The organism is Labilithrix luteola, from assembly GCF_001263205.1.
GTDB classification, from domain to species: Bacteria; Myxococcota_A; Polyangia; order Polyangiales; family Polyangiaceae; genus Labilithrix; species Labilithrix luteola.
The window spans coordinates 3,115,577-3,138,717 of sequence record NZ_CP012333.1 but is presented as its reverse complement, the minus strand read 5'-3'; the positions used below and the strand labels follow the sequence as shown (position 1 = coordinate 3,138,717).

General features: G+C 66.8%; 20 protein-coding genes. 5 read left to right on the top strand and 15 right to left on the bottom strand.

The window, feature by feature from the left end; translation table 11 throughout:
- Positions 1–37 precede the first annotated feature (37 nt).
- From AKJ09_RS14205 to AKJ09_RS14195, 3 genes are all read right to left on the bottom strand, one after another.
- Positions 38–2,107 carry a hypothetical protein gene (locus tag AKJ09_RS14205; protein ID WP_146647744.1) on the bottom strand — a complete coding sequence of 690 codons (2,070 nt, stop codon included), beginning with the start codon at positions 2,105–2,107 and terminating at the stop codon, positions 38–40.
- Between the two features lie 2 nt (positions 2,108–2,109).
- A complete protein-coding gene (locus tag AKJ09_RS14200) occupies positions 2,110–2,895 on the bottom strand; it encodes a hypothetical protein (RefSeq protein ID WP_146647743.1) in 786 nt (261 codons plus the stop codon).
- Positions 2,896–2,968: 73 nt separating this feature from the next.
- Positions 2,969–3,973 (bottom strand): hypothetical protein, encoded by a 1,005-nt coding sequence (locus tag AKJ09_RS14195; protein ID WP_146647742.1) that lies wholly within the window; start codon positions 3,971–3,973, stop codon positions 2,969–2,971.
- Between the two features lie 145 nt (positions 3,974–4,118).
- Between AKJ09_RS14195 and AKJ09_RS14190 the strand changes: the two genes are divergently transcribed.
- The gene (locus AKJ09_RS14190; protein WP_146647741.1) at positions 4,119–4,631 is read left to right on the top strand and encodes a CBS domain-containing protein; all 513 of its coding nucleotides are present in this window, start codon (positions 4,119–4,121) and stop codon (positions 4,629–4,631) included.
- A gap of 14 nt (positions 4,632–4,645) precedes the next feature.
- Here the strand turns inward: AKJ09_RS14190 and AKJ09_RS14185 are convergent, their stop codons facing one another.
- Entirely contained in the window at positions 4,646–5,350 is a 705-nt protein-coding gene (locus AKJ09_RS14185) for an outer membrane beta-barrel domain-containing protein (protein WP_169927533.1), read from the bottom strand.
- 113 nt (positions 5,351–5,463) lie between these two features.
- Here AKJ09_RS14185 and thiD point away from each other — a divergent pair, with 113 nt between their 5' ends.
- A complete protein-coding gene (thiD, locus tag AKJ09_RS14180) occupies positions 5,464–6,390 on the top strand; it encodes a bifunctional hydroxymethylpyrimidine kinase/phosphomethylpyrimidine kinase (protein WP_169927532.1) in 927 nt (308 codons plus the stop codon).
- Between the two features lie 56 nt (positions 6,391–6,446).
- A complete protein-coding gene (locus AKJ09_RS14175) occupies positions 6,447–6,740 on the top strand; it encodes a hypothetical protein (protein WP_146647738.1) in 294 nt (97 codons plus the stop codon).
- A 13-nt stretch (positions 6,741–6,753) separates the two neighbouring features.
- On the opposite strand, the gene AKJ09_RS14170 is transcribed toward AKJ09_RS14175, so the two are convergent.
- Positions 6,754–7,605: a LysR family transcriptional regulator gene (locus AKJ09_RS14170; protein WP_146647737.1), complete on the bottom strand. Its 852-nt coding sequence runs from the start codon at positions 7,603–7,605 to the stop codon at positions 6,754–6,756.
- On the opposite strand from AKJ09_RS14170, the gene AKJ09_RS14165 reads away from it, so the two are divergent.
- Positions 7,574–9,001, top strand: a complete 1,428-nt coding sequence (locus tag AKJ09_RS14165; protein ID WP_146647736.1) for an FAD-binding oxidoreductase — start codon at positions 7,574–7,576, stop codon at positions 8,999–9,001. The two genes, AKJ09_RS14170 and AKJ09_RS14165, sit on opposite strands and share 32 nt — an antisense overlap.
- A 72-nt stretch (positions 9,002–9,073) precedes the next feature.
- Here the strand turns inward: AKJ09_RS14165 and AKJ09_RS14160 are convergent, their stop codons facing one another.
- From AKJ09_RS14160 to AKJ09_RS14150, 3 genes are all read right to left on the bottom strand, one after another.
- Positions 9,074–10,228, bottom strand: a complete 1,155-nt coding sequence (locus AKJ09_RS14160) for a sensor histidine kinase (RefSeq protein ID WP_146647735.1) — start codon at positions 10,226–10,228, stop codon at positions 9,074–9,076.
- Positions 10,225–10,650: a response regulator gene (locus tag AKJ09_RS14155; protein WP_146647734.1), complete on the bottom strand. Its 426-nt coding sequence runs from the start codon at positions 10,648–10,650 to the stop codon at positions 10,225–10,227. Before AKJ09_RS14155 ends, AKJ09_RS14160 begins: the two co-directional genes overlap by 4 nt.
- 111 nt (positions 10,651–10,761) lie before the next feature.
- Complete coding sequence (locus AKJ09_RS14150; protein WP_146647733.1) at positions 10,762–12,171, bottom strand: sigma-54-dependent transcriptional regulator; 1,410 nt, start codon at positions 12,169–12,171, stop codon at positions 10,762–10,764.
- Between the two features lie 388 nt (positions 12,172–12,559).
- Between AKJ09_RS14150 and AKJ09_RS14145 the strand changes: the two genes are divergently transcribed.
- Positions 12,560–14,974 (top strand): hypothetical protein, encoded by a 2,415-nt coding sequence (locus AKJ09_RS14145; RefSeq protein ID WP_146647732.1) that lies wholly within the window; start codon positions 12,560–12,562, stop codon positions 14,972–14,974.
- 1 nt (position 14,975) lies between these two features.
- Here AKJ09_RS14145 and AKJ09_RS14140 read toward each other — a convergent pair whose 3' ends face one another.
- From AKJ09_RS14140 to AKJ09_RS54830, 7 genes are all read right to left on the bottom strand, one after another.
- A complete protein-coding gene (locus AKJ09_RS14140) occupies positions 14,976–16,784 on the bottom strand; it encodes an IgGFc-binding protein (RefSeq protein ID WP_146647731.1) in 1,809 nt (602 codons plus the stop codon).
- 14 nt (positions 16,785–16,798) lie between these two features.
- Positions 16,799–18,223 (bottom strand): RCC1 domain-containing protein, encoded by a 1,425-nt coding sequence (locus tag AKJ09_RS14135; RefSeq protein ID WP_169927531.1) that lies wholly within the window; start codon positions 18,221–18,223, stop codon positions 16,799–16,801.
- A gap of 11 nt (positions 18,224–18,234) precedes the next feature.
- A complete protein-coding gene (locus AKJ09_RS14130) occupies positions 18,235–19,491 on the bottom strand; it encodes a hypothetical protein (RefSeq protein ID WP_146647729.1) in 1,257 nt (418 codons plus the stop codon).
- A complete protein-coding gene (locus AKJ09_RS14125) occupies positions 19,488–20,777 on the bottom strand; it encodes a beta propeller repeat protein (protein WP_146647728.1) in 1,290 nt (429 codons plus the stop codon). Before AKJ09_RS14125 ends, AKJ09_RS14130 begins: the two co-directional genes overlap by 4 nt.
- Positions 20,774–21,961: a hypothetical protein gene (locus AKJ09_RS14120; protein WP_146647727.1), complete on the bottom strand. Its 1,188-nt coding sequence runs from the start codon at positions 21,959–21,961 to the stop codon at positions 20,774–20,776. The genes AKJ09_RS14125 and AKJ09_RS14120 overlap by 4 nt, the downstream gene beginning before the upstream one ends.
- Positions 21,962–22,032: 71 nt before the next feature.
- Positions 22,033–22,869: a hypothetical protein gene (locus AKJ09_RS14115; protein WP_146647726.1), complete on the bottom strand. Its 837-nt coding sequence runs from the start codon at positions 22,867–22,869 to the stop codon at positions 22,033–22,035.
- Positions 22,866–23,141 carry an RNA polymerase sigma factor gene (locus tag AKJ09_RS54830; RefSeq protein ID WP_240488474.1) on the bottom strand — a complete coding sequence of 92 codons (276 nt, stop codon included), beginning with the start codon at positions 23,139–23,141 and terminating at the stop codon, positions 22,866–22,868. The genes AKJ09_RS14115 and AKJ09_RS54830 overlap by 4 nt, the downstream gene beginning before the upstream one ends.

The window sequence follows — 23,141 nt, the reverse complement described above, 5'->3', positions numbered from 1 at the left end:
GGGGCGGGGCCGACAGTTCCGTAGCGCTCGCGCGCCCTCAACGAAGTCCTTCGGAGCCGACGAACTCGTCCGGCCAGTCGTCGCCTTCGAACGGCCAGTACTCCTCGTTGTCACGCAGGTAGCGCGCAGCATCGAGTGAGTCGAGCGCGTCGTTTGGCAAGTAGCCTGCGCTGATCGCTTCGATCTCCACTTCGAGCGCGCGCTTCTTGCCGAGGACGGACTCGATGCGCCCGAGGCGAGCACGACGAAGCAAGCGCGACAGGCGGAGATCGAGGCGCCTCAGTGAATCTTTGGCGAGTGCGGTCTCGGCGGTGACGAGCTCGCCACGAACACCTTCGAGCTTCTGCCGAAGCGCGTTGCCTTGTGCGGTGTCGGCGCGGAGCAGGTCGGGGAGATCCTTGCCGCCTGCCGCTTGCGACGCGGCTTCGGCGACGGCCGCAGAGTTCGTGCCGAGGCGCGCCTCGAGATCGGCGAGGTCTTTTCGGAGCGGCGCGATCTTGTCGGGCGGCGCGTGGGCCTGCTCGAGATCGTCGATCTGGCGGCGCACGCCGTCGATGGCCGCGCGCACGTCGCGCTCCTTCTCGATCGGATCGCCGGCTTCTTCGATGGCCGGACGCACGCCGCCCGTGGTGGCCAGGCTGCGCTGCATGTCGCCGATCGTGCCGAGCGCTGCACGGAGGCCGCTCGCTTCGCGATCGAGCACGGCGCGTTTGCGGGAGATTTCTCCGTACGCGGGGTCGACGCGCACGAGCGCAGCCACGGCGCGTAGCTGCTCGGGCGTGACCGCGGCGCCCGAAGCATCTGCGCTGCCTGCATCGGCGCCGGCACGTGCCGCGGCGAGCAAGGCGCGTGTTCCGCGATCGCTCTGACCGAGGCGCCGCGAGGCATCACGGACGGGCTCGTACGACTTCAGGAACGCGTTCAGCTTCGCGTCGGCCTCGGGGAAGTGGCAGAGCGCGAGGTCGATGTACGCGTCGAGGACGTGCGCCTCGTCCTCGTAACGATGGTGTGCCTTGAGGCCCTTGAGCTCGTCGAGCAGTTCACGGGCGCCCTGGTAGTCCTTCTTCTCGTAGCGCGTGGTCGCGGCTTCGTAGAGGGCTTCTGCCAGGCGATCCGAGTCGCGAGGCACGAGGTAGTAGTAGTAGCGGGCGTCGTCGAAGCGATATTGCTCGTGGGCCACGCGGCCGAGCGCGAGGCGAGCGAGGTCGCGTACGGCGAAGAAGCGCTCGTCGGCGAAGACGGGCGTGGTGCGGTCTTGGCGCTTCGGATCGGCGACCTTGCAGAAGAGGTTCTCGCCCTCTTTCATGCGACCGCGCTCGACCTCGAGGAGGCCGGAAAGGTAGGTCGCCTGCGACCAGAAGCGTGAGGTCTGCGAGACCTGCGCGTACGCGAGAAGGGCGCCCTCGGTATCGCCCGCCGCTTCTTTCGCGCGCCCCGTGACGTAGGCCACTTCACCACGCACTTCGAGGGGAGCGCTCGAAGGAACGCCTTCGAGGTCCTTCAATCCGGCCTGGTAGGCGCGCGTCTCGAGCGCGATCTCCGCGAGGCGGCGCACGGCCCGACGCGCGTACGGACCGTGGTCGTTCCACGCACCCTTCTGCGCGATGACCCGCCTCAGGTATGCGCGCGCAGACTCGGTGATGCCCGCATTGGCGAGCGCGTGGCCGAGCAGGTAGAGCGCCGCACGACCCTCCTGGCGATCGGCGACGAGATCGAACTTCGGATGCTCGACGATCTCCGTGAGCTTCGCGATGGCTTCGCCGTCGCGACCGGTGGAGATCAATGTTTCGGCATCGGCGACTTTCTCGGCGAGCACCTCGGTGCGAATGGGCTCGGCCGAGGCGAGCTTCCGATTCGCCATCGCGTCGTGGTACGCGCGCATGCGGTCGCCGCGCGTAGGATCGGTCGACGTCGATGCGGGGGCGGGGGACGCGGCCGTCGACGCGGCCGGAGGGGCGGAGGGCCTCTCGCTCGTCGGCGGCGCAGGCTCACTCGCCGTGGTCGGAGGCGTGGTGGGCTGCTGCGCGAAGACGAGCGGAGAGAGCAAGGCCACGGCGATGGCCGCCGCGACCGGCGCATGGACGAGCTTGGAGGTTCGGCGCGTCATCGTCACTTGCCGACCGGCTTCGCCACGGCGCGGACGCGGAAGCGCAAGTCGTAACGGCCGTTCTTGTCGGCAGGGAAGTCCTTGCCCATGTTCGAGTCGTCGATGACCTTCACCTGGACTTCGAGGCGATTGTCCCGAGGAACGTCGACGGTGAAGCGGTTTCGCTGCGACGTGCGGAAGGCCTCGTCGCGGTCGTCTTTGCGATCGACGTCGACCGTGATTGCGTGCCGGCCCGGCGCGACGGCGTGGTCGTACACGGTCGTGAGGTCGTTGGCGATGAAGGTAGGCGGCGCGGTGTAGACGACGCCGTCGTCGAGCGACACGGTCAGGCGCGCGATCTTGCCGTGGTCGCCGTCGGTCTGCAGCGCGATGGCCACGCGCGACTGGTAGAGGTTGTCGCTGACGGCAGCCACGCGCGCGCGAAGCGCCGCGATGTCGGCGAGGAGTCGATCGTAGTCCGGGGGTGGTGCGCCGCCGTCGACGTTGCCGGGCATCTCCTGAGCCGTCGGATTGAGCGGCGAGGGACGAACGCCGCCATCGCCGCTGGTTTCGGGCGCCTGCGAAGGGATTTCCGACGTTGCACTTGCGGTCGGCGCCCCAGCGTCACCCGCTGCCGCCGCCGTGTCTTCCGCTGCGGAAGGCGCCGGAGCCGCCGCGTCGGCCTTGGCCGCGGCCGGAGGCTTGGCGGGCTTGGACCCAGGCTTGCGCGGCTGCGCGACAGCCAGTGTGGCAAGCGCGGTTGCGCCCGCGATCAGCATTGCACCGAAGAGCCGAATACGCGTACGCACCACCGGCCATTCTATTCGAGCTCGGGGCCGCGTGTCCTTTTTTGGAGTCGCCAGACTCGAACCGCGTGACGACTCAAAGGTCACCGGCGAGGTCGCCGGCTGTGCGCATGACGGCGCGCGCCGCCTTGGGAATGTCACGCGGCTTCTCGACGAGCGTGCCGTCGGCCTGCATTCCCAGAAAAACAGGCCTTCCGCGACGAGGTCCTTCCGCGAAGAGAACCATCATCGGAGCTTTGTCCTTGCGCGCGGTGGTCCAGAGCTCGAACGCCGAGGCTTCGTCCTCACGGTAGAATTTCGTGAGCGCTGCTCGCGCGTCTTCGAGCGCAGGACCTGACAGGGTACCGTCGTCTTCCCGACCCCAGCGCTTCTCCTTGCGAGCCTTCCAGGCCGCCCGAAGCGCCTCGACCTGAGCCTTCTTCGCTCGGCTCGGCACGGCGAGCGTTCGCTGGGCGACGCGTTCGCGTGTCTCGAGCGAGGGGAACGTTCGGTGTCGATGTGCGAGGATGCCGAGCGCCACGGCGCCGGAGACGAGGCCCACGGCGAGGAGCGCGACGAGGCGCTTGTGCTGCTTTTTCTGATGGAGCGCCACGACGCTCGTCGTCATGGGCATGAGCAGCATCAAGACAGCCAGGCTTTCGATGACGAGGCCGATGCCGAACGTCACGAGGAAGGGCTTCAGGCCGAGCTCGGGCAGGTAGACCGTGAAGTACCGTATCGAACCGGTCACGGCGACGATGACGAACGTGACGATCGTGTAGCCCTTGAAGAGCCAGGCCTCGCGTCGCGCCTCGGGGACCACGAGCCAGTACGGAAAGAGCAGCGGGTAGAAGACGTAATAGAGGAAGGGCTTGGGCGGTCGTGTTCGGTAGTAAACCTCGAAGGCGAGCTGCCGTCGAAGCACCCGACCGATCCAACCGCGCTTCTGTGCATGCTCCTGCAGGAGCTCGCCGAAGAAGAAGGCTCCGAGCGCGAGGACGATGTTCACGAGGGCGCCGGTCATCGGCACGAGGCTCGCGAGCACGACGACGGCGAAGGGAACGGCGGCGAAGAAGACGAGACGAAGAACGTATTCGGCCACGCCAATGGCACTCGTTCGCGTCTCCGAGCGAGCCGACCGAGTACGAGCAACGGCGTGGACGGGCGCCTGCATGCCGCGGAGCATGATGCCACATTGACGAGCCCTCGGTTCGTACGGACATCCATCGCCCAGCGGAGGACTCGCGATGAGGGTGCACGAGTTGATGACGCGCGAGGTGAGCTACTGCCTGCCCCACGAGAGTCTCGCGCGGGCGGCGCAGTTGATGTGGGATCAGGACTGCGGCTGCATACCGGTCGTCGATGAGGATCGCCGGCTGCTCGGCATCGTCACGGACCGGGACATCTGCATGGCCGCGCTCCACAACGGCCGCCCTTTGCACGAGCTCATGGCCTCGCAGGCGATGGCGCAGCGACCGGTGCGTGTCGGCCCGCAGGACGACGTGCGCGAGGCGCAGGAGCTCATGCGACACGCGCGGGTACGGCGGCTGCCCGTCACCGACGGTGGAGGGCGGCTCGTGGGGCTCGTCTCGCTGCACGATCTGGCGCGCCAGGCGGTGAGCGAACGGCGGTTGCTTCCGCGTGTGCGGATGCGCGAGGTGGCGAGGACCTTCGCGGAGATCTCACGGCCGTGGGCCAAGGCCACGACCTCGCCCGCGCCACGCCGTGGAACGCGCCGTCGAACGGCGTTCGCGGGCTGAGAGCGTGAGCTCGCTCAGCCGCCGAACGGGATGAAGATGCTGAAGCCGCCCGTCACGAGGATGTCGTTGACGAGGTGGTCTTCGCCGATGAGGGACTCTTTGAGGATGTGATCGCGCACGTCGAGACGGAGCGCGAACCACTTTCCGAAGTACCACTTCGTGCCGAAGCCAAAGCTGCCCGTCAGGCCCTGCGCGGTGGTGTCGTCGGTGATGCCGGCGCCAAGCGCGGCGTTGAAGTCGAAGCGACTGATGCCGCCACCCATCCAGCGGAGCTTGCCGTAGGCGAAGCTCCAGACCAGGTGCCCGAAGTACAAACGGCCCGGCTTGTTGGTGCGCTCCTCGACCTGCACCTGCGGGTAGCGGCGCTCGTACGTGTCCGTGACCGCAGTTCGGAAGCGTGTAAACTGCACGCTTGCTTCGAGGCCGAGGTCTTCGCTGAAGTGGAACGTGTAGGCGCCGCCAGCGAGCCAGTTCGACGAATAGAGGTCGGCTGCGTAGTAGCCGCCCATGCCGGACAGCTCGTGACGAAACGCCTTCGTGAACAGGCGCGGCTGAACGCCGCGGTAGTGACGCCCTCCGACAAGCTCCTCCTTGAGCTCCTCGTCGACGCATCCGGACGTGGCTTGGGAGGACTGGGCGTGCGCCGTCGCGGGAAATGCGAGGAACGCAAGGCACGCGAAGAATGCGGCGAAGACTAGCGCAGGGGCGGCGAGCCGCATCGGTCGCATTGCCGCCATAGTCGCTTGGTAAACCGGGGGGAGGCAAGTGCTTCCCCGCGAGAAGTTGGCGCAATGCGCCTCGCGGCCACCAATTCGCGTGCTACTCGATGGCCGTGCCGAAGGTCGCCACACGCTCGCCCCAGACGAACCGCCTGGACTCTGGGCCGCGCCTGAAGCGCGACGTCGTGCCGTGTGTCCTTGCGATCGGCGGACTTGATCCGGGCGGAGGTGCGGGGGTGCTTGCCGATGCTCGCGCGATTGCGCGTGCCGGTGCGTTCGGGTGCGCGGCGATCTCCGTCCTGACCGTCCAGTCGACCTCGGGCATGCGCTCGGCGACCTCGACCTCCAAGAAAGAGCTCGTCGCAGCCTGCGCCGAAGTGCTTCGCCACCAGCACGTTCGCGCCATCAAGGTCGGTGCCCTCGGCAGCGTCGAGAACACGCGCGCCGTGGGCGAGCTGCTTGCGACGCACCGAAAGATGCCCGCCGTCATCGACACGGTGATGAAGCCCACGCGCGGGCGCTCACGTTTGCTCGACGATCGCGCGGTCGAAGCGCTTCGCGACCGCGTCTTGCCTCGTGCGGCTCTCGTCACCGTCAACGCGCCAGAGGCCGAGGTCCTCAGCGAACGGCGCGTGACTCGTCTCGACGAGGCGCACGATGCCGCCCTGGTGCTTCTCAAGCTCGGTGCGCGCGCGGTCCTCCTCAAGGGCGGCCACCTGACCGGCCCGCACGCGATCGACTTGCTCGCCGTCGCCAGCACCGAGCCTGCACCCACCAAGAAGGAACGGGCCCGTCCACGGGCTACGGCGGTCCACGTGATCGAGCTGAAAGCGCCCCGCCTCGACATTCCGGCCACGCACGGTGGCGGCTGTGCTCTGGCGTCGCTGATCGCTGGCAAGCTCGCGAGCAGCGCTGACGACTACGCGGCCCAACCCGAGCGGACGCTCGAATCGGCGGTTCGCTGGGCGAAGACCATCCACCATGCCGCGCTCGCACGCGCGGCCGACGTGGGCGGCCATCTTCGGGTTCTTTTCGCCTGAGCTCGCGCAACTCGCGCGGGAGTCAGTCGGCGAAGCGCGGTAGACTCGCGCCGCCGATGAGCGCTCAACTTTCCATCGCCGGTGACGAAATTTCCGGAGAAATCGCCCTCGCGATCCCCCCGGGCATGGTGGCCAAAGAACAGAACCGCGTCATCGACGAGGCCCTTGCGGTCGCGCTGGACGAGGTCGCCGGCAAGCTCGGTGCAGTCCTCGCGGCTCCGCCCCACAAATTCGTGAGGCCCGTGCCTGGCAAAGACGCGGAGGGCAAGCTTCGCTTCGCGGTCCGCGCGCGCACCGAGGGCGGTCTCCTCGTTCCCGATCACAACGCCGCCAAGCGCCGCCGCCGGTAAGAAGGTAAGTCGCTCACGCGAGCGGCGCGCCGGCGTAGGCGGCAGCGGCGAGTGCGGTCACGCGCGCGGTGGCGTGGCCTCTCCGCCAGCACAGCACCCATCGCACGGGTGGAGACCCTTTCTCGAAGGGCACCATGGCGAGGCTGGGCCGTGCGAAGTAGTAGCCCGCGTGCGCCGCGAGCGGAACCACCCCCTCGCCTGCCGCGATCAGGGTGAGCAGCTCCAGGAAGGTCGATGCCGTCCGATCGGGGTCTGGCCTGTAGGGCGGCGCCCTGCGCCCCGCCCGGAAGACGATCTCGCCGGCGAGGTCGGCGACGGCGACCGTCTCACGACGGGCGAGGGGATGCTCGCGCCCCACCGCCAGCACCACGGGTTCGGTGTAGACCGCCGGTCCCTCCTGGAAGCCGTCCTCGTCCACGGGCCCGTTCGTGATGGCCACGTCGACCTCCCCGGTGCGAAGGAGATCGAGCGGATCGGCGAACCCCGTCTCGCGGAAGACAAGCGTGACACCGCGATTGCTCGCCCGGAAGCGATCGAACACCGGCTTGGCGAGCTCCGCCACAGCGGGAGCCTCCAGGCCGACGGTCAGTGTTCCAACGACCCCTCGTCCCGTGGCGATCGCCGCGGCGATCCCCCGTTCGATGCGATCGTGCCCGGCGCGCACGTCGGCGTAGAGCGCCGCGCCGACGGGTGAGAGCTCGACGCGGCGGCTCGTGCGGTCGAACAGGGTGACGCCAAAGCGGTGCTCGAGGTTCGCGATCGTCTGGCTGACGCGCGAGGGCGAAATGCGCAGACGGTCGCCCGTCCGCCCGAAGTGAAGCTCCTCCGCGAGGGTGAGGAAGATCTCGATCTCACGCCGTTCCATAACCTGTATGTTAACAATCGATGCGTCATCTGTCCTTGGTCACCGCATATTTTGCGGCAAACATGGACACATGATTCATTACCTCACCGACATCGATTTCGGATACGACGCAGAGCGTCGCGGCTACAACCTGGCCGTCGAGCACCGACCCGCGTCCATCGCAGTCGCGGAGAACGCGGACGATGTCGTCGCGGCCGTCCGCGCAGCCCGTCGCCTCGGGCTCGGTGTCGCCGTCCTCGCGACCGGCCACGGTCCGTCCCGATCCGCTGACGGCCAGCTGCTGATCAATACATCGCGGATGAAGGGCATCACGATCGATCCCGCCGGCCGCTGGGCGCGCGTCGAGGCCGGTGTGCGAGGTGGTGAGCTGGTTCAGGCCGCGGCGGTGCACGGCCTCGCGCCGCTCTCCGGCTCCTCGCCGGAGGTTGGGGTCGTCTCGTACCACCTCGGCGGCGGCCTCGGCCTTCTCGGTCGCAGCCTCGGCTGGGCAGTGGACCACGTCCGCGCGATCGAGATCGTGACCGCGGATGGCGTGCTCCGCCGCGCTACCCCCACCACCGAGCGCGACCTCTTCTGGGCGCTGCGCGGCGGTGGGAAGGGCACGCTCGGTGTCGTCACCGCGATCGAGCTCGACCTGCATCCGATCGCCCGGCTCTATGGCGGCGGCATGCACTTCTCCGCCGACAGCGCCAGCGAGGCGCTGACCCTCTGGGCGGAATGGACCCGCACGGTCCCCGACGAGATGGCCTCCTCAGCACTCCTTATCCGGATGCCGGACCTTCCGGTGCTCCCTCAGGCACTCCGCGGGCAATACGTGATGCATGTCCGATTCGTCTTCACCGGCTCCGTCGCCGACGGCGAGCGGCTCGTCGCACCGTTCCGTGCGCTCGGCCCGATCTCCGATACGGTGGCGGAGATGCCGTACTCGGCGGTCGGCACGATCCACGCCGAGCCGACGCATCCGGTCGCCTTCCACGCACGCAACAAGATGCTGCACACCCTCGACACCGATGCGGTCAGTGCCCTCCTCCGTCACGCCGGTCCGGACGCGGGCGCGCCCTTCCTCCTCGAGCTCCGTCACACCGGCGGCGCGCTCAGTCGACCAGCAGCCGAGCCGAGCGCTCTCGGCCGACGTGACGGGGAGTTCGTGCTGTACGTCGGCACCGCCGCCGAGCCAGCCGAACTGCCGGCGCTGCGCGCCAAATACGACGAACTGTTCGCCACGATGGAGCCTTGGTCGACAGGCGGCGTGTGCGTCAACTTCCTCTCCGGCCCCGATATCACCGCGGCCGAGCTCGCGAGCGGGTACCTGCCCGACGACGTCAAGCGGCTCGCTGCGATCAAGAACACGTACGACCCCAAGAACATGTTCCGCACCCACCACGGGCTCGCCTAGCGGTGCTTCGCTCGACCAGTCCCGAGCGTCTCGATCGGATATGCGACGCGGCACGACGGAGCCGTCGCGGCTTCAGCGATCGAGGTTGTCGTCGGGGAGCTGCGGCAGGTAGATCGCGAACTCGGTTCCCTGGTCGAGCTTCGTCGTCACGTCGATCCATCCGCCGTGATCGCGAATGATGCCGAACGTCACCGACAGGCCGAGGCCGGTTCCGGTGCCCACGTCTTTGGTCGTGAAGAACGGATCGAAGATGTGAGGAAGGTGGTCGGGCGCGATGCCCGTACCTTCGTCGCGAACGCGAAGTACGGCGTACGAGGGCGCTCGCTTCGCATGCTTGGGGGGAGATTTGACGTTTGCCTTGCCGACCTCGACGTGCACCGTGCCGCCTCTCGGCATGGCGTGGAATGCGTTGACGAGGAGGTTCGTGAGGACCTGCTGCATCTCGCTGGCGTTCACGCTGGCGACGACCGTCGTACTCGCCTCGATCTGCAAGCGTGCCGAATGCTTCGTCGCCAGCGGCTCGATCATCGACGTGGTTTCGTGCACGAGCCGATTGAGATCGACGACGGTCTTGCGCGTGCCTCCGCGCCTCGCGAAATCGAGCAGGTGACGGATGATGGCGGTCATCCGTTCGGTCTGCGCGACGATGACCTCGGCCGATTTGCGTGCGTCGTCACCCTCGATGCGCTTGCTCGCGATGAGAGCGGCACGACCGGCGACGACGTTGAGGGGCGTCCCGAGCTCGTGCGCGATGCCCGAGGCGAGCTTCCCCACCGTGGTCAAACGTTCGGCGTGGCGGAGCTGCCCGACCGCCGATTCTCGCTGCTGGATCTCGTCGTCGACCTTCGAACGCAGCGCGTGGAGCACGGCGGCGAAGGCGAAGAAAACGCCTGCTTGGGTGAACAGGTTCCAGACGATGAACCCCGGATGGGGCATCCGCGGAGGGGAGAAGTACGCCGTGGCCAAGTACGACAGCGTGCACAGCACGCAGATGCTCCACGAAAACGCCCGCCCCCGAAGCCACGCGGCGACCCCGATCGGAACGAGGTAGAGCAGCGTGAACGTCACGTCGGCACCCGTGGCGTAGTCGCCCAGAGCCATGAGCGCGGTCAGCACGAGTGCAATCGGAATCGCGGTGCGTTCGTTCAGGGCAGGGTGCAGATGGCTCTTGCGCGGCGCGCCCCCGTCCGGCGCCGCCGGAGGTATTCGGGTGGCGGTCGCCGTCATTGATGCCCCCGCTCCGTGACGGTCTCGTTGACGAGGTCGAGCAACGTGCCGAGCGGGAATGGTTTGTCGAGGAGGACGATGCCGAGGTCGGTCACGCGCTGGCGCAGTTCCGGATCGGCGAACGCGGTCATGAGAAGAATGCGCGGGCCGCGGAAGCCGGTCCACGCCTCCACCACGTCGAGGCCGGTATAGACGGGCATCCGCACGTCGGAGATGACGAGATCGAGCCCGCCGTCGGCCAGCGCTCGCTCGACGTGCCAGAAGAGCTCGCGACCGTCGGCGGCCTCGATGACGTCGTAGTCCTCGGCTCGGAGGACCTCGGCCACCAGAGTTCGCATGGCGTCGTCGTCCTCCGCCACGAGGATGCGCCCCCTGGATGAGTGGTGTTCGTTCATGACGCTGTGGCCGTTTGCATCGCTCATGCCTACGAGCCGAACGGCATCTCCCGACAGAGCAACCGCGCGGTCTTCGAGAATGGGTGCTTCAGGTGGGTTGCAGATTGCAACCTTCGTTTCAACATGCAACCGGGTCGGTCACGACCAGGTTTTCGTCTCGTTCTTTTCGTCGATCAGTCGGTAGCGCTCCAACTTGCGCCAGAGTGTGGTGCGGTCGAGGCCTAGAAGCTTGGCGGCGCGCGCTCGGCTTCCTCCGACGAGCTCGAGAGCGCGAAGGATGTAACCTCGCTCGAGCTCCTCGAGCGGGACGATGCCAGCTTCGTCATCGGGCATCGCGGGCAGCTGGTGCGCCGGACGCGTTCGCGCGATTCGATCGGGAAGGTCTTGGACGGTGACGAGCTCGCCATGCGCGAGGGCGACGGCTCGCTCGATGCAGTTCTGCAGCTCACGCACGTTGCCAGGCCAGGCGTATGCCAAGAGCTTCGAAGCTGCTTCGGGATCGATGCCGGTCACCTCTGTACCGGTTCGCCCGGCAATCTTCTGGAGGAACGCCTGGGCGAGGAGAAGCACGTCTTGTCCGCGCGCACGTAGCGGCGGCAGCTCCACCTGGATGACGTTGACCCTGAAGTAAAGATCTTCGCGGAACCGACCCAGCTCGATGAGGCCTTCGAGGTCGCGGTTCGTGGCCGTGATGATCCGCGCATCGAACGGGACCTCGCGGCGCCCGCCGACAGGACGCACCGTCCGCTCCTGCACCGCGCGGAGCAGCTTCACCTGTAGACCCATCGGCATGTCGCCGATCTCGTCGAGGAAGAGGGTGCCGCCGTTGGCGAGCACGAGCAGCCCCGCGCGGCCGGTCTTCGCATCGGTAAAGGCGCCTTTCTCGTGTCCGAAGAGCTCCGCTTCGAGCAAGGGCTCGGGCATCGCTGCGCAGTTGATGGCAACGAAGGGACCTTCCGGTCGAGATCCGTTCGTGTGTAGTGCGCGTGCGACGAGCTCTTTGCCGGTGCCGCTCTCGCCGGTCAGCAGGACGGATGAATCCGAGCCGGCGATCCGCGAGAGCAGGCGGTAGACCCTTCGCATCGAGGGGCTCTCGCCGAGGATCTCCCCAAAGCCTTGAGTTTCGTCGAGCGAACGGCGCAGGCGCTGGACCTCGCGGCGGAGCACGCTTCGGTCGGTGGCTCGCGTAAGCGCGATGGCCAGCGTGTCGAGCTGCACGGGCTTGGAGAGGAAATCGTAGGCGCCCACCCGAATCGCATCGACCGCGGTTTCGTAGGTTCCGAACGCCGTCAGCACCAGCACCGGGAGATCCGGGCGCCGGGCGACGATGGCGCGACAAAGCTCGTGGCCGCCCATTCCGCGCATGCGGAGATCCGTGACGACAGCATCGAGATCGGCGCGTTCGATGCGTTCGAGTGCCTGCGCTTCCGACGTCAGGCCCTCCACCGAGAAGCCGAAGGTCCCGAGGCCTTGCTCGAGGAACTCGCACATCGCCGGGTCGTCATCGACCACGAGGATGGTCCCCTTGCTCGCGGTGTTAGGAGCCATCGCGCTCAAGCTTAGTGCGTCGCGCCACACCGTCGAGCGCGAGGGCCTTCGGTTTTTCGCGCGAGCTGACCCTTGCGTGACCGGACCTTCCGACGCGCTGCGTGCGCGCGAAGAGCTCTTCAATGACGACGCCCGCACCAGCGACGCTTCGCTCGTGATGGCTGGTGTCGAAGTAGACACCCGCGTTTCGCGCATACGGAGATCAGTGACAACGGATCGAGATCGGCACTTCCGCGATCTTCGAGCGTCTGCTCTTCCGACGTAAGGGCTCGTCATCGACCACGAGGAAGGTTCTGTCGCGCGCGGTGTCAGGCGCGTTTTCGGGCGAGCCGACCCTTGCGTGGCGGGTCGCTTCCACTACGTTGCGCGCCCGACAATGAGCTCTTCAATGGCGAAGCCTGCACGGACGACGCTTCGTCCGCGCCGCATGGTGATGGCTGGTGCAGTTTCGTTCCTGGTCTCGGGGCTGCTCGCGGCAGCGGGCTGCTCGTCGAGTGACTCCCCCGCGGCGACCACGGTGAGTCCTCCGAAGGACGAAGCCGGTACCGAAGCCACCGTCGCGCCCGATGCGGGCGAGGTCTGTCTTGCGGCGCTTCCGGTCGACACCACGGCGTACGATTCGAATTGCCCCATCAAGGCGCCAGATGCGCCCGACGCGCTCGATGAAGCGCTCGCTCTCACCGGGCTCGATCGCTGCCACTTCGGATTTTCGAAGGCAGACTACGCGGCCTTCTCGACGCAGATGACCGCCGACCCATACCGCATGCCGTGGTTCGATGCGGTGCACGACACGGCCGTGCGCGCGCCGTCGTATGCGAAGTTGGTCGTGACTCAGCTCGACACGGGGGCGACCTCGAAGACGCCGGTGAGCGGTGCGCTCGAGGCCGCGGCCTTGCAATACGGGCCGAGCAGGTCCGCACTGCCGTGCGTCGCTCCGGCCGAAGGTGACGCGCCGCTCGCCTCTGCCATCGTGACCCTCATCGAAGATCACGGAGGCAGCCCCGACGCGGATGCGGTGGCGAGTGCGGTTCAGGCGATTCCCGCCGACCTGCAGCGTGCGCTGGCGCAGGTCGTGGCGGGCGTCGACAAAGCGAACCTCGCGTACCTGTCCGTGCTCGAGCCGCTTTCGGCATCCGATCGCACGGCTATCGCGGGGCTTGGTTCGCTCCTCTTCTATGCACCGGCCGTGAAGGGCCCGGCGCTCGGCAATGTGCAAGTGAAGGACCTGCTCGCGAATCGTTTCGACGTCCACGCGATTGCGGAGGGCGCCGTTCACCTCGCGTACGCCATCGAGTCGGCCGACCTCGCTCGTTTCGCGGGCGCCAAGGGATTCTCGGTCGACGTCCCGACACCCATCGGACGCCTCGTATTCCGAGACGCGGCGGACGACACCTACGCAGACGATGCGGACGATCCCATCGCGCTCCTCGTCGACACCGGGGGCGCGGATACGTATCGCTTTCCCGCGGGCGGCATCGACGGTCGACTCGACCCGAACAGCGCGCGTCACGTCGGGATCGTGATCGATCTCGCCGGCACGGACACGTACGCATACGACGAGGTCAAAGGTCCCGGCGACACCGGCCATCGATTGCCCTCCGACGCGGCCGGTCGCTACGCCGGCACCAACTGGCCCGGTCAAGGCGATAGCGGTCCCATCTCGATCTCCGAGACGCCCCGTCAGGGCGGAGCGCGCATGGGCTACGGCATGCTGTTCGACCTCGGACCCGAGGGCGACCACTACCGCTCGCTCCGCATGTCCCAGGGCTTCGGCGTGGCCGGCGTCGGCGTGCTCTACGATGCAGGCGGCGACGATGTCTACGAAGGAGAGGCCGGCGTGCAGGGCAGCGCCATCTTCGGCGTGGGCTTGCTGCTCGATCAGAAGGGTAACGACACGTACAAGACGTACTCCTACGCGCAGGGCTTTGGCTTCTCGCGAGGCGTCGGCGTGCTCTACGACGCGGACGGCACCGACAAGTACCTCGCCGACGTGGGCGATCCGCGCCGTGGAGGCGACCCGATCTACGTCTCGTCGCAGATGCCGTGCACGCTCCCGGCGGACGCCCCGCTCGCTCAGCGCAACAACTGCGGCAGCACCTCGTTCGTCCAGGGCGCGGGTTTCGGCCGTCGTGCTTCGTGCGGAGCCGGCGACGACTGCGTGTACATGTCCGGCGGTTTCGGGATCCTCCGCGACAAGGCAGGTGATGACCTCTACACCGCGAGCGTCTACGGACAGGCCACCTCGTATTGGTTCGGCGTCGGCCTTCTGGCCGATGGTGCGGGCAAGGACACCTACGACGGTACCTATTACGTGCTCGGCTCAGGCGCGCACTTCGGCCTGAGCGTGCTCCTCGACGAAGCTGGTGACGACGATTACACCGCGCGCGTCGGCACTTCGATCGCCGTCGGTCACGACTACACGACGTCGTGGCTCGTCGACTTCGGCGGCAACGACGTCTTTCACGGACCGAACCTCTCCTTCGGTACCGGCAACGCCAACGGCCTCGGAGCCCTCGTCAACATCGGCGGCAACGACGAGTACCACTCCGGTGGCGAGCCCACGCTCGGTTGCGGCAACCTCTCGACCGAGGTCGATCAGGACAAGAACCGCCAGAAGGTCCCTACCACCGGCATCTTCGTAGACGTCGGCGGCACCGACACCTACGACCTCGCCGTCGCCTCCACGATCGTGCGCGGCGACGACCAGAGCTGGCTCAACGTGCGCGAGCCCGCCGCCGCGGGGATCACCAGCGAGCACGGCGCCGGCCTCGACAAGAAGGACGGCACCGTCTCGCTTCCCTGATTCACTTGATGGTGGGCGGCGTCGCGTTGTTGATCGGGCGGAGACCCGTGCCGCCCACGTACGCGTAGCTCGAGTCCTGCGCCATGCCCCACACGGTGATGGCGAAGGGACCGTCGCTCTTCGCTTCCTGACGGCCGTACGTGCACGTGCCACCCGCGAACTTCTGGTCCTGGAATCCGGTGGTGAGCTTCAGGTAGGCGTACTCGTACTCTCCGCCTTTGCCGAGCGGCTGCCAGCTGTCGATCTCGCCGGCGCACTCGAGCGTCACCGGCGCGAAACCATTCGCCGTCCTGCGGCGCACGACCGTGAGGCGCGTCTCGGGGTAGGTGAAGTCGGTGAAGAAGACGTAGTGATCGAGGAACTGATCCGCTGCGGGGACGTTGACGTAATCAGGATCACCCGTGGTCATCGCCGTGCCGACGCCGCCGCCGTACTGCGAGCTCGTCATGTAGACGTTCACGTGGAACGGGTGCTTGTCGTCCTGGCTCTTCGCGACGAACACCTGATCGGTCATGAAGCTCGCGGATTCGCCGGCGTTCAGAACGTCCGGCGCTCCGCGCGGAGGCGCGGGGTCGTACGTGAACTTCGTTCCGTCCGCGGCGGCGACGATCGTGTACGGAACGTTCTCGTTCAGCGGGCCCTGGAACGTCTCGACGCGCGTCGGGTAGGGCACCACGGCGTACTCGGTGCCCCACTGCGAGACGGCAGGGATCTGCTGCTGGAGCGCATCGCAGTAGTCGATCGTGGAGGGAATGAACGTGCACTCGGAGCCGCCGAACAGGGCGACCGGCTTGTTCGCGTGAATCGGGCTTCCGGTGAGCGCGTCCTGGAGGATCTGGAGGACCTGACCCTTCTGGAGCGTCCATGTTTGCGTGATGCCGGCGGTCGCGCCCGTGACGTCGCCGCTCGCTTTCACCTCACCGTTCGGGCGCATGCTGATTTCGGTGTCGTTCTCGTTGGCGACAATCTGCAGCGTGCGACGCTTGCGCGGATCACCGAAGTAGTTCGGGCTCACGGCGACGTAGTCGAGGTCCCACGACGAGACGGGGAGCAGCAGCGTGGCCGTCGGAACGTGCGTGTCGGCGCCGCCGTACGGGAAGATCGAGTACGCCGAGACCGGCGCGTCGGTCTTGATGTGGAAGGCCTTGGTCTTGGCCGTGCCGTGGATGATCGGATCGATCGGAAGCGCAGGGGTCACGCTCAGTGGGCAGTACGTGCGATCCTTGCCGTTGTTCTTCAGATCGTTGGCGAGGAACACGATGCCGACTTCGCCGACCGGCAGCGGCCCGTCGAGGAGCTTGTAGTCGACGTCGGCTCCGGCGGTCTTCGTGACGGTGTAGACCGACTTCGAGATGTCGAGCGTTTCACCGCCGTACTCCGCGCTCAAAGAGACGGGGCGGTCCCACGTGTTCGCGACGATCGCCGCGAAGCAAGAGCCGGCCATTTCGATCACGTCGGTCGGCGGGAGCGTATAGAAGTCACACCCCGTCGAGCCCTTGGAGATGGCGGCAGACGCGCACGCGTCGACGCACCTGCCATCGCCACAGCCTTTGTCCTGGTCGCACGTTTCGGTGACGACCTCGTCGGCCCCACAACCGGTGAGAACCTGTTTGAGGTCACGCGAGCAGTGCGGCCCGCACTTGGGCTCTTCTTCGGCCGAGGCGTCGCTGACGATGCTCGGCTCCTGAGGCGTGTCGAACGCTCGGCTGGTCGAGTTGCTCGAGCTCGAACACGCAGCCATCACGACGAGAGCGCCCGTCACGCCCAGCGCGAGGAACGAAACACGGAGAAGGCGATCACTGAGTTTCATCGGATGGACCTTTTTCAGAAGGCGATCGAGACGGGCGTGGGGTGGGGGATCTTGTCGGTCATGCCCTGACCGAGCTCGCCCTTGTCGTTGCCTCCCCAGCAAACGACGCTTCCGTTCTGGACGAGTGCGCACACGCTCGTCTTGCCCACGGCGACGGCGACGGCGTGTCCGCCGAATTCGGTCGACGGACGGAACGTCCATGCGGCCGTCTCCGTCGTGATGCGTCCGAGCGCGCCGCGCGCGTTGGTGCCGGTGCACTGCACGGTTCCGTCGGTGAGGCGAACGCAGGTGAGTTCACCGCCGGCGGCGACTTGTTGCGGCCATGCCGTGCGATTGGCGACGGGGGCCGCGATCGGAATCGGTGCCCTCTCCGGCGAGCCGGTCCCGAGGCCGCCGGTGGCGCTGAGTCCCCAGCAGGAGACGTTGCCGAGAATGATGGCGCAGGCGTGGCCCGGCGAGCCCGAGGCGACCGCGAAGCTCGAGACAGGCGGATCGATGTCGGCTTCCGCCGGCAAATAGTCCTTGGTGAGGTTCGACTGACGGAGCGCGAGGACGCCGGAGGTTCCTACGGCACCCCAGCTGATGATCTTGCCCTCGGGCGTGATGCCGAAGGTGTTGTTCGTGCCGGCCGCCGTGCGCTCGATGGTGTAGCCGTCGAGCGACGCCTTGTCGGGACCGCCCATTGTCGTCGGTTGGGCGCGACCGAGCTCGTACTGGGAGTTGTCACCCCAGCACCAGGTCTCGCCGTTCGTCAGCATGGCGCACGCGCTTCGAGCGCCGACGTCGACACGCTTCGCCGCGCTCGGAAGGGCGACGGCAGCCGCCGTGGGATGGGCATTCGAGTCCGAGATGGCCGGCGTCGTCTGCAAGCCGAGCTGGCCTTTGTCGTTCCCACCCCAGCACTGCACGCCGCCGTTCGCGACGAGCGCGCAGGTCGTCGTGCCTCCGGCGCTGATCTGGGTGGCGCCTTCGAGGGTTTCGACCTTGCTGACGACGTAACCGGTTCCAGAGACGGTGCCGCCGTCGGCTCCTCCGTCGAGGATCTCGATGCCGGCATCGCCCTCGGCGGCGCCTGCGTCCGCGGTGCCGAGCGTGCCTTTGCTGTTGTCGCCCCAGCAACGCACCGAGCCGTCGTTCATGCGCGTGCAGAAGTGATTGTCACCGGCGACGAGCTGAACGGCGCAAGGTCCGCTCGGCGGACACGTGACCGCTTCGTCCTTGGGATCGAAGGGCGCCTTGGCATCTTGTTCGACGGTCGCGCCGTCGCTGGCCGAGCTGTCGTTGCCCACCGAGGCATCGGGCAGGTTGGCGTGGCCGGCGTCCTCCTCGGTCTCGTCGAACGCGCGGCTATCGTCGGAGCTGCTGCACGCGACGACCACGGCGGCGGTCATCGACGCGAGTACGAGCGATACGGGCAAAGCAAGAGAGCGAATCTTCATGGTCATGTGCCTCAAGGCTTGTCGCCCGTCGTCTTGTGCATCGCGATGTCGTCACCGACGACCCAGAAGTCCGTGCTGCTCGTCCCCCAGATTCCGTAGAGGTTCGAGCCGATCGGACTGTCGGTCACGCGAATCGCAGCCTGCTGCCACTTGGTGCCGTTCCAGTGCGCCGTGCGTCCCGACTTGCCCACGGCCCAAAGGTCCGTGTCGCTCACTCCCCAGAAGGCGTTGAGCGGGAGGTCCCATGAGTTCTGGAGGATGAACGACCAGGTGTACGTCTTGCCGTTGTCGGAGCTCTTGCCGTGGTAGAGGCCCTTCTTCCAACCGGACGTCTCACCCGCAAGCCACACGGAGCTGCCACCCATCGCTCCTGACGCCGTGAACTTTCCCGGAAACGGCGCGTAGTCGTTGAGGTTCGGGTTCTCCGGCATCTCGACGGTCTCCCAGGTCGTCGATCCCGCCGCGCGATGCAGGACGATGGCGTAGGCGGAGAAGTTGCGGATGAATCCCTGCTCGCCGTGGAGCCAGACGCCGCTCTCGGGCGAGCCCCAGACGTCCTCGAAGGCAGTGGGCGAGGCGGTGAGCTCGTCGTCGACCACGAACCCCACAGCCGGGTCCGTCATGTGGAGCACGCGCGCCTTGCCCGGCCACGGAAAGTCGGAGAAGTCTTGTGCGCCACCGACGGCCCACACGTCGCTCGGGCCGGTGCCCCACACCTTTGCGATCGGAAGGCTGGCGTCACCGGGAAGCGTCACGGCTTCGAAGGTGATGGTCGCGGGATTGTCGCCGGTGCCGTGATAGACGACGCTGGCATCGTTCAAGATCCAGAGATCGGTCGGCCCGCTTCCCCAGATCGACTTGAGGCTGCCGAGATCCTTGGCTTGCTCGTTCCACGCCGAGCCGTCCCAGCGGAGGACGCTACCGCCGGCGCTGACGGCCCAGACGACGCCTTGGCCATCGCCCCACACGCCGCGGAGCATCGAGTTTTCGGGCAGAACGCTGTGGCAGAAGTTGTCGTCCGAGCACGTGCGCGGTGCAGCGTCGTGCTGTCTCGACGCGTCGCGTCCGGAGTCTTTGGTCGCGTCGTCGCTCGCGTCTGTCGAGTTCGTCGCGCCGTCGGGAAGCACGTTGGCGCCCGCGTCGTCACCCGCGGTGATCGGCGCTCCCTCGTCGGTCTGGGCGCAGGCGACGAGCGCGCCGATGGTGGTGAGCGCAACGAGAACGAACGTTGCGCGAAGGGGAACGTGACGCATGAACGAGCGGCTCACTTGGCGCCTCCGGTCTTGTTGCCGGTGTAGTGGAGGGCAATGCCGTCGCCGACGACCCAGACGTCGTCCGCTCCGCTACCCCAGACCCCATACAGATTCGGTTTGCGTCCAACCGGCAGCTGCACGGTCGACGGCGTGACGGTCTTGCCGTCGTAGTGGAGGATCGTGCCGGTATCGCCGACAGCCCAGATGTCGTTCGGTCCGCTGCCCCACACCGCGTGCAGGTTCGCGATCGTTCCGGACTCGACCTTCTCGAAGCGAACGTCACCGGTCTTGTAGTTGCGGATGGCGCCGTTGCCGCCGACGGCCCAGATGTCGTCCTTGCTGCTGCCCCAGATCGACTCGAGCGTGAGGTTCGACTGGCTGTCGACCTTCGCCCAGAGGAGCGGATCTTCGACCGTGGAGAGCGGATCGCTGCTCGGCTTCGGGTCCGGGCGTGGCGTGCCGTGCATGATGAGACCACGCTCGCTCGACGCGTAGATGTGGTTGTCGGCAGCCATCCACACGTCGGTCGCCGAGCTTCCCCAGTAGGAATAGACAGTCGGCGTGCCTTCGATCGTCTTGAAGCCGATCGACCCGTCGCCGTTCGTCTTCTTCAGGAGCTGATGACCGGTCGTGTAGATCTCGAGCTCGTTGTTGCTGATGTCGTACGCGCGTCCGCCGAAGCGAACGTCGTCGGGACTCGTTCCCCACACCGCACGCAAGAACGTCGTGTTCCACTTCGAGAAGCCTGTCGGTACGAGCTCCCACGTCGCGGTGCCGTTCTTGAAGCCGGTGCCGTGGAGGACTGTCATCGGATCGCTCACGACCCAGATGTCGTTCGCCGAGCTTCCCCAGATCCCGTAGAGCGTGTTGAAGACGCCGGAGGGGGTGTCGACCCACTGCGTGCCGTCGTAGTGATAGATGGTTCCGCCCGAGCCGATGGCCCAGACGTCCGTTTTGCTCGTGCCCCAGACGGCGGTGAAGGTCTTGAGCACGCTGAGCGGCGTCGCCGCCATGCACCACTCGACCTCGTCGCACGAGACGACCTTGGTGGTGCAGTTGGGATCGCCTTCGACGCAGCCGGCATCCGCATCGCCGTCGACGTTGGCATCGAGGCCGGCATCGAGATCGGGAGGCGACGCGTCGGGAATGACGTTGGCGCTGTCGGGCTCCGAGGACGAGGACTCGTTGTTCGCGCAGGCAACGAGCGCCGTGACTCCCGCGATGACGGAGAGCGGCAGAACCAGGAGCGCGCGGCGGCGCATGAAGCGGGTCATGTCTTGGCGAAGGTTGGCCGTTCTCATTTCGTCACCGTTCCCGCGTCGCACTCGGTCGTGAGGCACTTGCCCTCGATGCAGGGCTGGCCCGCGCCGACGTCACACTGAGTTCCGCACGCGCCGCAGTGCGAGGGATGGATGCGAAGGTTTACCTCGCAGCCGTCGAGCGGGTCGTTGTTGCAGTCGGCGAAGCCTTCGACGCACTCGAAACCGCAGAGGCCCTTGCTGCACGTCCGGACCTGATTTGCGCCCGGGTTCGGGCAGCTGTTCATGCAGGCGCCGCAGTTCCCTACGTCGCTCAGCAGGTCCGCGCAGCCCTGGGGGCATTCCGCCAGACCGAGCTTCGCGCAGGGTTCTTGGCAACGCGGACCGAGTCCGTCGTCGCGGCACTCTTGGCCCGGAGCACACTTGTTTCCGCACGACCCGCAGTTGTTCGGATCGTGCTTGATGTCGGTCTCGCAGCCGTCCGAAGCGCAGCCCTTCGCGACGAGGTCGCCGTTGCAGTCATCGTGATCGTAATCGCAACGAAGCTTCTCGCACTCGCCCAGCCGGCAGCCGTACGCCGTGTTCGCGGGCTTCGGGACACAAGCGTCCGCCGGGAACGGATTGCAGGCATTTCCGCAAGCGCCGCAGTTGTAATCGTCAGTCTTCAGATTGACGCACGTAGCGTTGCAGTCGGTGTAGCCGTTCAAGCATCCGCACTTGCCTTCGATGCAGTGCTCTGCGGCCGCGCAGGCATGGCCGCACACTCCGCAGTTTTCTACGTCGGAGTTCGACTCGACCTCGCAACCGTCGTCGAGGAGCTTGTTGCAGTCCTTGAAGTTGACCTTCGGAATGACGTTACGGTTCGCGCACGAGAACACGCACTCGCCGTTCAGGCAGAGGCCGTCCATGTTCAGGTCGCCGAAGCCCACGCACGAGTGCCCGCACGAACCACAGTTCGCGGGGTCGTTCATGAGGTTGACTCCGCACTTCGGAAACGGCGTGTCCGTGCACGTCGTGTACGGCTCCGGGCACACCGTGCCGATGCACATGAGGAGCTCTTCCTGCGCAAGCCCCGTGTCGGGATCCGCATCTCCACCATCGGTGGGCGTGAACGTCGGAGGTGCAGCGTCGGGGCCGTTCGTCTGTTGGCCCAAATCGACGTTGTCCGCGCAGGCGACGCCGACGAGAGCCGACGCCACGAGACAAAGCGCGGCCAGGCGTTTCATGGATGAAAGCAAGGTCAACCTCCCCAAAGGCTCGGAGAGCCTGGGTGAACGAGTTCGACGCCGCTGGTGATTCAGCGACTCTTGGTCGTTGCCGTGGAGAACAGATCTTCGAGATGAATGCGGTGGCTCGACGTTGGATAGCGAGCCTTGAATTCGTTCCAGCGCTGTTCGGCTTCCTGCGTGCGGTGCAGGTACACGAGCGCTTCGATCGCCACCGCCTCGCGTTCCTGCGCGAAGTGGGCTTGTGCAAACTGCACGCGATGCTGCTGGCAGAGCGCGAGCGACTCGGACGGGTGCGCGCGGAGCGCTTCGTGAGCACGAGCGAGAAGGGCGATCTCCTCGGTGTCGTCGCTCTCGTCGGGGGCAGACGTGGTGACGGAATTCGCCTTGCCCGGCGCCTTCTTCACGCCACCGCTCACGTTGCTCACGTTGGCGAGCGCGCTGACGGGAATGGACGTTGCCGGAGCGGCTTTGGTGTTCTCGTCTTCGCGTGAGACGTCACGTACCGACGCGACGTTCATCGACGTGGCGAGCGCCTTCGCCTTTTGCGGGGCGAGCTCGTTCACGGTGCGCGGCGTCGTGGGAGTGGTGGGGCCCGCGAAGCCAGGAACCGACTCGGAAGACGCGAACCCGCCCGGGGCGAACGTCGCCACGCTCACGATGCCCACGCACGCGAAGAGAAGCCACGAACCGTTCTGACCGAACCAGGACAGGCCCTTGCGCGCCGCGACACCGGGCGAGCTCGCGCTCGAGCCTTCGGCGGCCATGCGCTCGGCGAAGCGCTGCTCCATCCGACGGAGGTGGGCCGAATCAGGGCCGCGATCGGCCTTCTCCGCACTCAAGGCGTCGCGGAGGATCGAGGGCGACTCGTCCGAGCCGAAGAGGCGTTGCGGTTCTCGCAGGCTCATCGGTGGTTCTCCCTGAGCTCGAGACGGCGTGCTGCTTCGAGGACGAGCTTGCGTGCTGACCGAAGGCGCGAATAGGCCGTCGGCAACGGACATCCGGCGGCTTGTGCGACTTCGTGCATGGAGAGCTCTTCAATCTCGTAAAGGACGAACACGGTGCGTCGCTCTTCGTCGAGGACCTCGAGCAGTCGCTCGAAAGTGGCGCGCTGCTCTTGGTCCCGAAGGGCCGCTTCGGGCCCCTCGTGGGCAACTTCCAAGAGCTGATCGGGGTCCAC

What these genes read in the sequence shown, in the direction of transcription:
- AKJ09_RS14135 (WP_169927531.1), bottom strand. Translation starts at nt 18,223, where the DNA reads ATGAAGATTCGCTCTCTTGCTTTGCCCGTATCGCTCGTACTCGCGTCG.
- AKJ09_RS14155 (WP_146647734.1), bottom strand. Translation starts at nt 10,650, where the DNA reads ATGAGCGATGCAAACGGCCACAGCGTCATGAACGAACACCACTCATCC.
- AKJ09_RS14145 (WP_146647732.1), top strand. Translation starts at nt 12,560, where the DNA reads ATGGCGAAGCCTGCACGGACGACGCTTCGTCCGCGCCGCATGGTGATG.
- AKJ09_RS14160 (WP_146647735.1), bottom strand. Translation starts at nt 10,228, where the DNA reads ATGACGGCGACCGCCACCCGAATACCTCCGGCGGCGCCGGACGGGGGC.
- AKJ09_RS14150 (WP_146647733.1), bottom strand. Translation starts at nt 12,171, where the DNA reads ATGGCTCCTAACACCGCGAGCAAGGGGACCATCCTCGTGGTCGATGAC.
- AKJ09_RS14190 (WP_146647741.1), top strand. Translation starts at nt 4,119, where the DNA reads ATGAGGGTGCACGAGTTGATGACGCGCGAGGTGAGCTACTGCCTGCCC.
- AKJ09_RS14125 (WP_146647728.1), bottom strand. Translation starts at nt 20,777, where the DNA reads ATGAGAACGGCCAACCTTCGCCAAGACATGACCCGCTTCATGCGCCGC.
- AKJ09_RS14170 (WP_146647737.1), bottom strand. Translation starts at nt 7,605, where the DNA reads ATGGAACGGCGTGAGATCGAGATCTTCCTCACCCTCGCGGAGGAGCTT.
- AKJ09_RS14120 (WP_146647727.1), bottom strand. Translation starts at nt 21,961, where the DNA reads ATGAAACGCCTGGCCGCGCTTTGTCTCGTGGCGTCGGCTCTCGTCGGC.
- AKJ09_RS14140 (WP_146647731.1), bottom strand. Translation starts at nt 16,784, where the DNA reads ATGAAACTCAGTGATCGCCTTCTCCGTGTTTCGTTCCTCGCGCTGGGC.
- AKJ09_RS14185 (WP_169927533.1), bottom strand. Translation starts at nt 5,350, where the DNA reads ATGCGGCTCGCCGCCCCTGCGCTAGTCTTCGCCGCATTCTTCGCGTGC.
- AKJ09_RS14115 (WP_146647726.1), bottom strand. Translation starts at nt 22,869, where the DNA reads ATGAGCCTGCGAGAACCGCAACGCCTCTTCGGCTCGGACGAGTCGCCC.
- AKJ09_RS14205 (WP_146647744.1), bottom strand. Translation starts at nt 2,107, where the DNA reads ATGACGCGCCGAACCTCCAAGCTCGTCCATGCGCCGGTCGCGGCGGCC.
- AKJ09_RS14175 (WP_146647738.1), top strand. Translation starts at nt 6,447, where the DNA reads ATGAGCGCTCAACTTTCCATCGCCGGTGACGAAATTTCCGGAGAAATC.